Genomic DNA, 11,492 nt, shown 5'->3' with positions numbered 1-11,492 from the left:
CCCTTATGCTTTCAACTCGACTTCAACGAACGACATTGGCTTGTCGCCGGCATTGACCACATTGTGCTCGACGCCCTCGTCGCGCCTATAGGCGACGCCGGCAGCCATGTCGACGCGTCGCGTGCCGCCGCCGGGCTCTTCCAGCAGGAAAGCGCAAGGCGTGATCGTCGTTACGACATAGTCCATGCCATGGCGGTGCCAACGCGTTTCCGCGCCGGGATCGAAATCCCAGCGCGTGACGCGGACCCTGTCGTCGTCGACGAGCACTTCGCTCGTCGCCTGCTGCCGCGCCTGGTAGGTCAATCCACCATCCTCAGCACTTCCCGGACGTGGTCGATCAGCTCGTTGATCTGGCCCTTGGTGATGATCAGCGGCGGCGACAGGGCGATGATGTCGCCGGTCGTGCGGATCAGCGCGCCACGCTCGAACGCCTTGACGAAGGCCGAGAAGGCACGTTTGGTCGGCGCGCCAGCCATCGGCTGCAGCTCGATCGCGCCGATCAGGCCGATGTTGCGGATGTCGATGACATGCGGCTCGCCCTTGAGCGAATGCAGCGCCTCCTCCCAGTAGGATGCAAGCTCCGCGCCGCGGGTCAAAAGGCCCTCTTCCTTGTAGGTGTCGAGCGTGGCGAGTGCCGCGGCCGAGGCAATCGGATTGCCCGAATAGGTGTAGCCGTGGAAGAACTCGATCATATGCTCGGGGCCGGTCATGAAGGCGTCGTGGATCTCCTTCTTCACGAACACGGCACCCATCGGGATGACGCCGTTGGAGACGCCCTTGGCGGTGGTGATGATGTCGGGGATGACGCCGAAATAGTCGGCCGCGAACGGCGTGCCGAGACGGCCGAACCCGGTGATGACCTCGTCGAAGATCAACAGGATGCCGTGTTTGGTGCAGATGTCGCGCAGCTTCTGCAGATAACCCTTCGGCGGGATCAGCACGCCGGTGGAGCCGGCGACCGGCTCGACGATGACGGCGGCGATTGTCGAGGCGTCATGCAGCGTGACGATGCGCTCGAGTTCGTCGGCCAATTCTGCGCCATATTCCGGCTCGCCCTTGGTAAAGGCGTTCTTGGCCGGCAGGTGGGTGTGCGGCATGTGGTCGACGCCGGCAAGCAGCGTGCCGAACATCTTGCGGTTGGTGACGATGCCGCCGACCGAGATGCCGCCGAAATTGACGCCATGATAGCCGCGTTCGCGGCCGATCAGACGGGTGCGCGCGCCGTCGCCCTTCACCCGGTGATAGGCCAGCGCCATTTTGAGCGCGGTTTCGACCGATTCCGAACCGGAATTGGTGAAGAAGACGTGGTCCATGCCCTTGGGCGCGATGTCGACGAGGCGGTTGGCCAACTCGAAGACGATCGGGTGACCCATCTGGAAGGCCGGCGCATAGTCGAGCTCTGCCGCCTGCTTCTGGATCGCCTCGGTGATCTTGGGCCGGCAGTGGCCGGCATTGACGCACCAGAGACCGGCGGTGCCGTCGAGAACCTTGCGGCCGTCGCTCGAGGTGTAATGCATGTCCTTGGCCGCAACCATCATGCGCGGCGACTGCTTGAACTGCCGGTTCGAGGTGAACGGCATCCAGAATGCGCTGAGATCGTTGGGCGTAACTTTGAGCCTGTCCGACATGACCAAGCTTTCCTTTCTTCCCCTGTTTAGGTACGGCCAACGCTTGGTCTTCGGTGCGTTTTCATGCTACGCAATTTTTTGACCGAATGGACAAACGTTAGCACCGCCGCATTGGCGGTCAAGGGATTACTACCGGAAATGCGGCTTCTGAGGCGCGCTCCACAGGTCGGCAAGAACTGGTCCAGCGGATTGGTCCAGATGCGATCTCCGTCCACCCTCCAATGCGGGATGTCATGACCATGGAAGGCTCGACACCGCGCGGCCGCACCCGCATCCAGAAAGAGAAGCGTGAGGTCATCCTGGAAGCCGCCCTGGAGGTGTTTTCGACCAACGGCTTCCGTGGCTCGACCATCGACCAGATCGCCGAGGCGGCGGGCATGTCGAAGCCCAATTTGCTCTATTACTTCAGGCGCAAGGAAGACATCCACGAGACACTGATGCACCGGCTGCTCGACACTTGGCTCGCGCCGCTGAAGGAGCTCGACAACATCGGCGACCCGATGACCGAGTTGCGCAGCTACATCAGGCGCAAGCTCGAAATGGCGCGCGACTATCCGCGCGAGAGCCGGCTCTTCGCCAATGAAATCCTGCAAGGCGCGCCGCGCATCATGCCGATGCTGGAGGGCGAGCTGAAGGAACTCGTCGACGAGAAGGCCGAGGTCATCAAAGGCTGGATGCGGGCCGGCAAGATCGCCAGGACAGACCCCTGGCACCTGATCTTCTCGATCTGGGCGACGACCCAGCATTATGCCGATTTCGACGTCCAGGTCCGCGCCGTGCTCGGCCCGGACCGTGGCGGCGACGGCCGCTTCGAGGATGCCGCCCGGTTTCTCGAACAGCTGTTCCTCGAAGGGCTCAAGCCGAAGGCTGGCTGACCGCGCTATCACGCCACTTCCGTGTCGTTTCCAGCGATCCTGCTCGAACACAAGGCCGAGGGGCTTCTCTCGGAGGCGCGATTGCGCGTCCTTGCGACGGTTGGCACTCCAGCCACGGCGACCGGAGCGCCGTCACCCACTACTCCTTCGGCGCCATGAACTCCTGGGGCGACAACCTGCCGTCGGCGTCGCGGTCGAAGGCGGCAACGAGATCAGCGCGATCGCCGTCACCACCGACCTCTCCCGGCGACAGGAAGCCGTCCTTGTCAGCGTCGACGGCAGCGAAGGCGCGGTCGACCAGCGCCCGGTGATGCGCCTCGAACTCCTCGAAGTTCAGCTTGCCGTCGCCGTTGAGATCCATTGTCCTGAACTGGCCGGCGCGATCCTTGGCGCCGCCGCTGTCGGGCACGCGCACTGACAATACCACCGGCTTGTCCCCCGTCTCGGGTGCCGCACGCATGACGAACATCAGTCCCGGCTGGGCCCTGTCAGCCTTGGGCGGTGCCGGCGGTTCGGCCGTATTGGCCGCAGGCCCGATCCGGAAGGTTCTTGACAATGTTCCGCCAAACTCGTCGGGGCTGAGCGCGCCATTGCCATCGGCGTCGGCTTCCTTGAAAGCGACCTGCAGGTCCGGCAGTGCGGTGGCTGGCGAGACGGCGAGCCCGACGCCGCCTACGGCGACGAGGGTGGCAAAAAGGGCCATGGATGGCCGGGCGTAGAGGCGAAGTCTGGTCATGTTTCTGTCCCATGCTGAGGGGGTTGAACATGCCGCTTCGGACAGATAGGCGTCGATGAAACCGCGCACGACCTCGCTGGCCGGCCTCCCCTCTGCCCGACTGCGGGCCATCAGGGCCTGCTTGGTTTCGTGCGGAATCCGGATTTCCAGCGTTTCGCTTTTCTTGGGCGTTCTGGTCATGGCGTGTCTCGTCTTCGCCGTCGGCTTGGCGGCCCGCCAATGAGGACAGGCTGCAGCGTTCATTGAAACATCAGAGGCGTCCCGATGCAGGCGCTTTCGTGTCCGGACAAGGTGATTTCACCTTGTTTGAAGAGCGAAACGCCGCTGACCACAGGCCTTTCTCAAATCAGGAAAGCACTTTTTCTGGCATGACTTGGCAGCACAGATTGAATCTGTTCCTTCGCTGCAAAGCGGCTTAACCGCCTGTTGCGATCACCATCAGAAAACTCCCGGCCAGCGCCACGTTGCTGACCACGCCATTGATTCGCGAGGCGCGATCCGGGCCCTGATGATCCCAGAAATTGTTGAACATCAGCGTCCCAGCGATCAGGAACACGATCAGGGCCGCGGCCGCATAGGCGGCGTGAAAGCCGACGACCAGCATCAGGCCGGCGACCATCTGCAGAATGATCCCGGCCCATAGGACGAGATGGGCCTGCGGTACGCCGCGCGCAGTCATCATGCCAGACAAAAGCTTGGTGTTGGCAATGTTGCGCAGTCCGGCAAAGACGAAGGCGCAGCCGAGCAAAAGACGGCCGACTGCGGTAAGCACGGAAATATCAGTTTCGAACATGCACAGCTCCTTGCGCGGCCGCCATCGGCGACCGCTGAAAATACGTCTGATTTTTTGGGAAGGCTGGAAAACTCAGGCGGCCTTGGCGTCGGCGACCGGATGGACGGCATGGAACGTCACGCAAAGCCGGTTCCAGGTATTGATCATACCGACCGCCATGGTGAGCTTGACCAGTTCCTCACCGGAGAAGTGCTTTTGCCCCTCGGCATAAAGCTCGGCCGGAACACCGGCATCCGCTATGTTGGTGACCGCTTCTGTCCAGGCAAAGGCCATCCGCTCACGCTCGCTGAAAAGCGGCGATTCCTTCCATGCCGCAACGAGCCAGAGGCGCTGCTCGGTCTCGCCATCCTGCTTGGCCTCGCGGCTGTGCATGTCGACGCAATAGGAGCAGCCGTTGATCTGCGATGCGCGCAATTTGATCAGGTGCAGCAGGCTGTGCTCGAGGCCGCATTCATTGATCGCGGTGTTGAGCGAGACCAAGAGCTTCGTCAGGTCGGGTGCAGCGGTGTAGAAATTCATCCTTGGTTTCACGGTATCTTCCTTTCGTTGATGGTTCTTGTCTTTTGCGGCCGCTGGTTCAGCGCGACGAATGCGCAACTGGCGGCAACGATGCGCTGGTCGGTGTTCTCGGTGAAGTCGGAGACGATGTCGGACAGCTTTGTGCCTGCAAGTGCGGCGCGATAGGCACGCTCGGCCTTGAGCATGGCGACATTTATGCCGCAGGGCTTCACATAGGCCGAGGGGTCGAGGGCATATTTGCCCTTCTGCCTGATCTCGCCGCAGCGGAACGCCGGCTCCCTGCCCTCGACCGCCAGCACGATGTCGAGCAGCGTGATCTGCTCGGCCGGCTTCGCCAGCCTGTAGCCGCCACTCGGACCCGGCAGCGATTCCAGCACCTTCGCCGCCGTCAGCGCCTTCAAGTGCTTGAGCAGGTAGCTCGGTGACAGGCCGAAGGCTTCGGCCATGGCATTGGCGGGCAGCGTGCCGTCGCCATCGACGCCGGCCAGCATCGCCGCACAATGGATCGCCGCCTCCACGCCATCACCGAGCTTCATCGTGGTCTCCTTATCGTGGATATATAATATCGTGGATAAGTAATATCCGCAATAGGCGCATGCGAACAATCTGGGAAAACCGTCCACGGCTCACTTCTTCGGCAGCTGCTCGATGGTGAAGATGCCATCGATCTCCTGTGCCGTGATGTAGGTCACGTCGGGTGTGTAGAAACGCAGGCGCATCTGCCTGACGGCGTCGACGAGGTCGATGGCCCAGCCTTCCTTGAGACGCCAGGCGGCAATCTCGTCCATAACAGGAAAGGCTTTGGCGCAGGCCGGGTCGACATCGATCTGCAAGCCGCCGATGGTCATCTCGCGCTCGAGCACGACATCGCAGCTCCTGTCGCCGGCCTCGTTGCGGATCCGCCATCTGCCGAGAAAGCCGTCAACCTCGGCCTTGTCGAGCGCATCGAGGTAGAGCGACTGAAGATCGTCGGCCCACGCCCCACGCGGAAGCAGGCTCGCCGCGACCATCACCCCAGCCCCGATCAGACGCATCGCCTGTTCCCTCGCTCGCCGCGACGATATCGACACAAGCGCAGCAGGGCACTCGGCCGAGTTGGCCGGAGCGAGTGTCAGTCGATGTCGGCCTGGCCTTGCGCTGCCGGCGTCACGTGGCTGAGCACGCATTTCCAGCCGGTTCCGTCGCGAACGAAGACATCGCTTGTCCATTCGTCGGCAGCAAAACGCTGTCCGCGAATATGACCGTTGTTGATCACCCGGGCGGTGTAGACCGCAGTCGCACCGTAAAACGCGACCCTGGCATCGCCGACCGTACGCATCATGTCGTGGGTGAGATCGCCCGAGGCGACAAGGCCAAGAAAATCCGCCCTGGCGGTCGCGCCGTCGGGGCCGATGATCACCCAGTCGTCGGCCATGAAGGGGCCGATGGCGGCAGCATCGTTGGCAACGATCGCCTCCGCCCAGGCAAGAGCGAGTTCAACGATCTCGCTCCTGTCGTCCATGGTTTGCCGCCCCTACTCCGCCGCCACCTTGGCCATCGGATTGTTGGGGTGCGTCGTCCAGTTGGCATAGTGCGGCGACACCGGCTTTCCGGTGCGCTTGTCCATGGCGCCCACGGCCAGCGGTTCCATGGTGATGCAGCCGTCGACCGGGCAGACATTGACGCAGAGATTGCAGCCAACGCACTCTTCCTCAATCACCTCGAAATGGCGCGCGCCGTCGAGCATGCTGGTAATTGCCTGGTGCGAGGTGTCCTCGCAGGCGATGTGGCAGCGGCCGCACTTGATGCAGGCGTCCTGGTCGATATGCGCCTTGGCGACGTAATTGAGATTGAGATACTGCCAGTCGGTGACATTGGGCGTGGCGCGGCCGACGATGTCGTCGAGCGACTTGTGGCCCTTCTCGTCCATCCAGTTTTCGAGGCCGGCGATCATCTCCTGCACGATCTTGAAGCCATAGGTCATGGCGGCGGTGCAGACCTGCACGTTGCCGGCGCCCAGCGCCATGAATTCGGCAGCATCTCGCCAGGTGGTGATGCCGCCGATGCCGGAGATCGGCAGGCCCGCGGTCTCCGGGTCGCGCGCGATCTCGGCCACCATGTTCATGGCGATAGGCTTGACCGCAGGACCGCAATAGCCGCCATGCGAGCCCTTGCCGTCGATGGTCGGCATCGGCGCGAAGTTGTCCAGGTCGACGCCGGTGATCGAATTGATGGTGTTGATCAGCGACACGGCGTCGGTGCCGCCCGCGAGTGCCGCCCGTGCCGGCTTGCGCACATCGGTGATGTTGGGGGTCAGCTTGGTGATGACCGGCATGCGGGTGTTCGCCTTACACCAGCGCACGACCATTTCGATGTATTCGGGCACCTGGCCGACGGCGGCACCCATGCCACGCTCCGACATGCCGTGCGGACAGCCGAAATTAAGCTCGATGCCGTCGGCGCCGGTCTCCTCGACGACAGGCAGGATCGCTTTCCAGGCTTCCTCGACGCAGGGCACCATCAGCGACACGACGATCGCCCGGTCAGGCCACTCCATCTTGGTCTGCTTGATCTCGCGCAGATTGGTCTGCAGGTCGCGATCGGTGATCAGCTCGATGTTGTTGAGGCCGAGCAGGCGCCGGTCGGCGCCCCAGATCGCGCCATAGCGCGGACCGTTGACGTTGACGACGGGCGGGCCTTCTTCGCCCAAGGTCTTCCAGACCACTCCGCCCCAGCCCGCCTTGAAGGCGCGGACGACATTGTAGGCCTTGTCGGTCGGCGGGGCGGACGCCAGCCAGAACGGATTGGGCGACTTGATGCCGACGAAATTGTTGCGGATGTCTGCCATCTTGTCCTCCCTCAGCCGACCAGGGCGCGGTGGATGGATTCAGCCGCGTCGCGCCCTTGCGCCACAGCCGAGACGGTCAGGTCGTCGCCTCCCGCAATACAGTCGCCGCCGGCCCAGACCTTGGCGAGCGACGTGCGGCCTTCGCCGTCGACCTTGATGCGGCCGCCGTCCATGGCAACCGATGGACCACTGCCGTTGAGCGCCGAAGGCTCGAAACTCTGGCCGATCGCCTTGAACACCTGGTCGGCAGCAAGGCGCACGGTCTCGCCGGTGCCGGAGAGCTTGTCGCCCTTCATCGCAGTGTATTCGAGTTCGATGGCGACGACTTTGCCGCCTTCGGAGATGACCTTCTTCGGCTGCAGCCAGTGACGGATGACAACGCCATTGGCTGCCGCCAGATCCTGCTCGAATTCCGAGGCATTCATATGCTCCTGGCCGCGGCGGTAGCAGATCGTCACCTCTTCGGCTCCGAGCAGCTTGGACTGCACGGCAGCGTCGACCGCTGTCATGCCGCCGCCGATGACGACTACGCGGCGCCCGACCGGCAGGCCCGCGAGATCGCTCGACTGGCGCAGCGTCGAAATGAAGTCGACGGCGTTGGAGACACCCGAGGCGTCCTCGCCTTCGGCGCGCAGCGCGTTGACGCCGGCAAGGCCGAGGCCGAGGAATACCGCATCATAAGAAGCGGTGAGATCGGCGAGATGGTAGTCGCGGCCGAGCGCCTTGCCGTTCTCGGTCTTGATGCCGCCGATCGCGGTGACGTAGTCGACTTCTGCCTGGGCGAAATCGTCGGTGCTCTTGTAGGCGGCAATGCCGTATTCGTTGAGACCACCCGACTTCGGCCGCGCCTCGAGGATGGTCACGTCGTGGCCGTGGCGCGCCAAGCGGTGTGCGGCGGCAAGGCCCGCCGGGCCGGCGCCGACGATGGCGACCGTCTTGCCGCTCGGCTCGGCGCGGCTGTAAAACTGCTTGCCCTGCGCCATGGCCACATCGGTGGCATAACGCTGCAGGCGGCCGATCTGCACCGGCTTGCCTTCAGCGACCTCGCGGACGCAGACCTCCTCGCACAACGTTTCGGTCGGGCAGACGCGCGCGCACATGCCGCCGAGGATGTTCTGGTCGAAGATCGTCTTGGCCGATCCGATCGGATTGCCGGTCGAAATCTGGCGGATGAACATCGGGATATCGATCGATGTCGGGCAAGCCTGCATGCAGGGCGCATCGTAGCAGAAATAGCACCGGTCGGACTCCACCAGCGCCTCGTGATGGTCGAGCGGCGGGTGCAGGTCGGAGAAATTGTCCGCGTATTGTGCAGGCGCAAGGCGGCCGCCGACGATGCCTTCCTTGAAGTGACCTTCTGCCATTCCAGTTCCCCAGTTTATTCTCATTTTGAGGAAGCGTAGCACGTTCTGTTTTTTTATCAATTGGTCAATTTTCTGCGTAAGTATCTGATTTTACACAAAAATAAGATGATTATTCTAGTCAGGATTTGACGATTCTGGGGCGTTCGCTTCCGTAGGGATAGGTGGGGCGTTGATGAGACTTTCATCCGATGCGGGAGAAGGCAGGTTGCGCGCATCAGAGTTGCTGACAGGTGAGCGTCGAGCGTGCCCCAAGAAGCCAACCTTTGGCGCTGCGATCCGTCACACCACCCTCTGGCCTGCCTGCTATCTCCCCCACAAGGAGGGAGATTAGTCACGTCGCCGGCGGCGCTCGTCCTGAGAAGTTGCAAGGACTGCCCGTGCTGTCGGCTATGTTGGTGATTGGTTGCAGGGCAGATGACGCCCTGATCTCCGCCCTTGTGGGGGAGATGCCCGGCAGGGCAGAGGGGGGTGTGAAGGATCGCGGCTAGGCGTTCTGCGGGAGTTCCGCTTGGCGATTGGTGTTCAAAGAGCGAGCGAGGAGAACCTCGCCACGCTCTCACCTGGTCAAACCGACGGTGTCACCTGCCCGTCAAGTTCCTCCAACCGCCCGCCCCTCACGCCTCCGGCGTAATGTCGTGCGCGCCTGAAGTCGCGCCCTTGCCGAGGCTGATGACCGGTTCCATGGCATCGAAGGCGCTGGGCGGGAGGTGGCACTTGATCTGGTGGCCGTCGCCGAACTCGCGCACCGGCGGCACCTGGGTTTCGCAGAGATTGCCCGGCACCTGGCTCTTGTAGCGGCAGCGGGTCTGGAACGGGCAGCCGGACGGCGGGTTCATCGCCGAGGGGATGTCGCCTTCGAGCACGATGTGCTTCTTCACCACCGACGTGTCGGCGATCGGGATCGCCGAAAGCAGTGCCTCGGTATAGGGGTGATAGGGCGGGGAAAATATCTGGTCGGTGGTGCCCTGCTCGACGATGTGGCCGAGATACATGACCACGACGCGGTCGGCGATATAGCGCACGACGCTGAGATCGTGGCTGATGAACAGCATCGTTGTCTTCGACTTGCGCTGGATGTCCATCAGAAGCTCGGTGACCGCCGCCTGGACCGAGACGTCGAGCGCCGAGACCGGCTCGTCGGCGACGACGACCCTGGCTTGGCCCGCGAAGGCGCGGGCGACGCCGATACGCTGCTTCTGCCCTCCCGACAGCTGGCGCGGCATGCGTTCGGCGAAAGCGCGTGGAAGTTTGACGAGGTCGAGCAGCTCCAGCATGCGCTGCTTGCGGTCGCCGGCGGTCTTGCCGACCTTGAACTTCTCCAGCGTGCGCACGATCTGCGAGCCCACCGAATGGCTGGGGTTAAGCGTGTCGAACGGGTTCTGGAACACCATCTGGATCGACGCGACGGTGGCGACGTCGCGGTCCTCGATGCCGGTAGACTGGATCTCCTTGTTGCCGAGCAGCACCTTGCCGGAACTCGCGGTCTCAAGGCCGAGCAGCACCTTGGCGAGCGTCGACTTTCCGCAGCCGCTTTCGCCGACGATGGCGACGGTTTCGGATTCGCGCGCCTCGAAACTGATGGTCTCGTTGGCCTTGACAACCCTGCCCTCGGCTCCGCCGAAGACCTCGTTGCCGCCGACGCGGTAATATTTTTTGAGGTCATCGATCTTGAGCACCGGCGCGCCCGGCTTGACCGGCTCGTGCTTCTTTTCGGCGCCCGGCGGCATCGCAGCCCAGTCAATCTCGTTGAAGCGCACACAGCGGCTGAAATGGCCGTCATGGCCGGCCACAGGGATCATCGGGATCTCGGCGGCATTGCAGACGCCTTCGACGAAATGGTGGCAGCGCGGGCCGAAATTGCAGCCCTTGGGACGCTGGTGCGGCAAGGGCAGCTGGCCGGGAATGGCAACCAGCGGGCGCGAGTTCTTGTCGGCGCCGGGCAGCGGAATCGAGCGGAACAGCCCTTGCGTATAGGGGTGGCGCATCCGGTCGAAGACGTCCTTGATCGAGCCGGTTTCCACCGCCTCGCCCGAATACATCACCGTGATGCGGTCGCAGGTCTCGAGGATCAGGCCGAGATTGTGCGACACGAAGATCATCGAGGTGCCGAACTGCTTGCCCAACCCCTTGACCAGTTGGACGATGCCGGCCTCAACGGTGACGTCGAGCGCTGTCGTCGGCTCATCGAGCAAAAGCAACGCCGGATTGGACAGCAGCGCCATGGCAATGACGATGCGCTGCTGCTGGCCGCCGGAGAGCTGGTGCGGGAAAGAGCGCATCATGCGCTCGGGGTCGGGCAGCTTGACGGAGCGGACCATTTCGAGTGCGCGTTTGTAGGCCTCCTCCTTCGACACCTTGTCGTGGATCATCGGCACTTCCATCAGCTGCTGGCCGACCTTCATCGCCGGGTTCAGGCTGGCCATCGGCTCCTGGTAGATCATGGCGATCTTGTTGCCACGGATGGAGCGCAGCTCGTCCTCGGACATGTCGCCCATGTCCTTGCCTTGGAACTTGATGCGGCCGCCGACGATCTTTCCAATGTTGGAGAGGTCGCGCATGATGCCGAGCGACACTGTCGACTTGCCGCAGCCGCTTTCACCGACGATGCCCATCGCCTCGCCCGGCATGACGGTACAGGAGAAGTCCATAACGGCGGGGATCTCGCCGCGACGGGTGAAGAACGAGATCGACAGGTTTTCGATCTCGATGATCGGTTCCTGGGCGGTGGCGTTTCTGACGGTCTCGTTCAT

The 11,492-nt window shown here is 63.0% G+C and carries 12 protein-coding genes; 1 reads left to right on the top strand and 11 read right to left on the bottom strand.

The features are described from left to right. Positions 1 to 3 precede the first annotated feature (3 nt). Complete coding sequence (locus IG197_RS24540) at positions 4 to 303, bottom strand: cupin domain-containing protein (RefSeq protein ID WP_067960273.1); 300 nt, start codon at positions 301 to 303, stop codon at positions 4 to 6. Next, entirely contained in the window at positions 300 to 1,628 is a 1,329-nt protein-coding gene (locus IG197_RS24535; protein WP_192315490.1) for an aspartate aminotransferase family protein, read from the bottom strand. Before IG197_RS24535 ends, IG197_RS24540 begins: the two co-directional genes overlap by 4 nt. Before the next feature lie 239 nt (positions 1,629 to 1,867). Between IG197_RS24535 and IG197_RS24530 the strand changes: the two genes are divergently transcribed. Then, a complete protein-coding gene (locus IG197_RS24530; protein WP_154386372.1) occupies positions 1,868 to 2,503 on the top strand; it encodes a TetR family transcriptional regulator C-terminal domain-containing protein in 636 nt (211 codons plus the stop codon). Positions 2,504 to 2,642: 139 nt separating this feature from the next. On the opposite strand, the gene IG197_RS24525 is transcribed toward IG197_RS24530, so the two are convergent. From IG197_RS24525 to IG197_RS24485, 9 genes are all read right to left on the bottom strand, one after another. Then, a complete protein-coding gene (locus IG197_RS24525) occupies positions 2,643 to 3,419 on the bottom strand; it encodes an EF-hand domain-containing protein (RefSeq protein ID WP_192315488.1) in 777 nt (258 codons plus the stop codon). A 235-nt stretch (positions 3,420 to 3,654) separates the two neighbouring features. After that, positions 3,655 to 4,032 carry a DoxX family protein gene (locus IG197_RS24520; RefSeq protein WP_192315486.1) on the bottom strand — a complete coding sequence of 126 codons (378 nt, stop codon included), beginning with the start codon at positions 4,030 to 4,032 and terminating at the stop codon, positions 3,655 to 3,657. A gap of 72 nt (positions 4,033 to 4,104) precedes the next feature. Further along, positions 4,105 to 4,551, bottom strand: a complete 447-nt coding sequence (locus tag IG197_RS24515; protein ID WP_210283696.1) for a carboxymuconolactone decarboxylase family protein — start codon at positions 4,549 to 4,551, stop codon at positions 4,105 to 4,107. Between the two features lie 8 nt (positions 4,552 to 4,559). Then, the gene (locus tag IG197_RS24510) at positions 4,560 to 5,087 is read right to left on the bottom strand and encodes an Rrf2 family transcriptional regulator (RefSeq protein WP_192315485.1); all 528 of its coding nucleotides are present in this window, start codon (positions 5,085 to 5,087) and stop codon (positions 4,560 to 4,562) included. Positions 5,088 to 5,177: 90 nt separating this feature from the next. After that, positions 5,178 to 5,585 (bottom strand): AprI/Inh family metalloprotease inhibitor, encoded by a 408-nt coding sequence (locus IG197_RS24505; RefSeq protein ID WP_192315483.1) that lies wholly within the window; start codon positions 5,583 to 5,585, stop codon positions 5,178 to 5,180. A gap of 77 nt (positions 5,586 to 5,662) precedes the next feature. Continuing rightward, the gene (locus tag IG197_RS24500; RefSeq protein WP_192315481.1) at positions 5,663 to 6,052 is read right to left on the bottom strand and encodes a nuclear transport factor 2 family protein; all 390 of its coding nucleotides are present in this window, start codon (positions 6,050 to 6,052) and stop codon (positions 5,663 to 5,665) included. Between the two features lie 12 nt (positions 6,053 to 6,064). Next, entirely contained in the window at positions 6,065 to 7,378 is a 1,314-nt protein-coding gene (preA, locus tag IG197_RS24495; RefSeq protein WP_067960262.1) for an NAD-dependent dihydropyrimidine dehydrogenase subunit PreA, read from the bottom strand. A gap of 11 nt (positions 7,379 to 7,389) precedes the next feature. After that, entirely contained in the window at positions 7,390 to 8,742 is a 1,353-nt protein-coding gene (locus IG197_RS24490) for an NAD(P)-dependent oxidoreductase (RefSeq protein WP_067960259.1), read from the bottom strand. 614 nt (positions 8,743 to 9,356) lie between these two features. Next, entirely contained in the window at positions 9,357 to 11,492 is a 2,136-nt protein-coding gene (locus IG197_RS24485) for an ABC transporter ATP-binding protein (protein WP_154386328.1), read from the bottom strand.

It is taken from the genome of Aminobacter sp. SR38, assembly GCF_014843375.1.
GTDB lineage: Bacteria > Pseudomonadota > Alphaproteobacteria > Rhizobiales > Rhizobiaceae > Aminobacter > Aminobacter ciceronei.
The sequence above is the reverse complement of the archived record's forward strand: the minus strand, read 5'-3'. Positions and strand labels throughout refer to the sequence as shown.

What these genes read in the sequence shown, in the direction of transcription:
- IG197_RS24515 (WP_210283696.1), bottom strand. Translation starts at nt 4,551, where the DNA reads ATGAATTTCTACACCGCTGCACCCGACCTGACGAAGCTCTTGGTCTCG.
- IG197_RS24485 (WP_154386328.1), bottom strand. Translation starts at nt 11,492, where the DNA reads ATGAACGAGACCGTCAGAAACGCCACCGCCCAGGAACCGATCATCGAG.
- IG197_RS24510 (WP_192315485.1), bottom strand. Translation starts at nt 5,087, where the DNA reads ATGAAGCTCGGTGATGGCGTGGAGGCGGCGATCCATTGTGCGGCGATG.
- IG197_RS24500 (WP_192315481.1), bottom strand. Translation starts at nt 6,052, where the DNA reads ATGGACGACAGGAGCGAGATCGTTGAACTCGCTCTTGCCTGGGCGGAG.
- IG197_RS24520 (WP_192315486.1), bottom strand. Translation starts at nt 4,032, where the DNA reads ATGTTCGAAACTGATATTTCCGTGCTTACCGCAGTCGGCCGTCTTTTG.
- preA (WP_067960262.1), bottom strand. Translation starts at nt 7,378, where the DNA reads ATGGCAGACATCCGCAACAATTTCGTCGGCATCAAGTCGCCCAATCCG.
- IG197_RS24505 (WP_192315483.1), bottom strand. Translation starts at nt 5,585, where the DNA reads ATGCGTCTGATCGGGGCTGGGGTGATGGTCGCGGCGAGCCTGCTTCCG.
- IG197_RS24535 (WP_192315490.1), bottom strand. Translation starts at nt 1,628, where the DNA reads ATGTCGGACAGGCTCAAAGTTACGCCCAACGATCTCAGCGCATTCTGG.
- IG197_RS24530 (WP_154386372.1), top strand. Translation starts at nt 1,868, where the DNA reads ATGGAAGGCTCGACACCGCGCGGCCGCACCCGCATCCAGAAAGAGAAG.
- IG197_RS24525 (WP_192315488.1), bottom strand. Translation starts at nt 3,419, where the DNA reads ATGACCAGAACGCCCAAGAAAAGCGAAACGCTGGAAATCCGGATTCCG.
- IG197_RS24490 (WP_067960259.1), bottom strand. Translation starts at nt 8,742, where the DNA reads ATGGCAGAAGGTCACTTCAAGGAAGGCATCGTCGGCGGCCGCCTTGCG.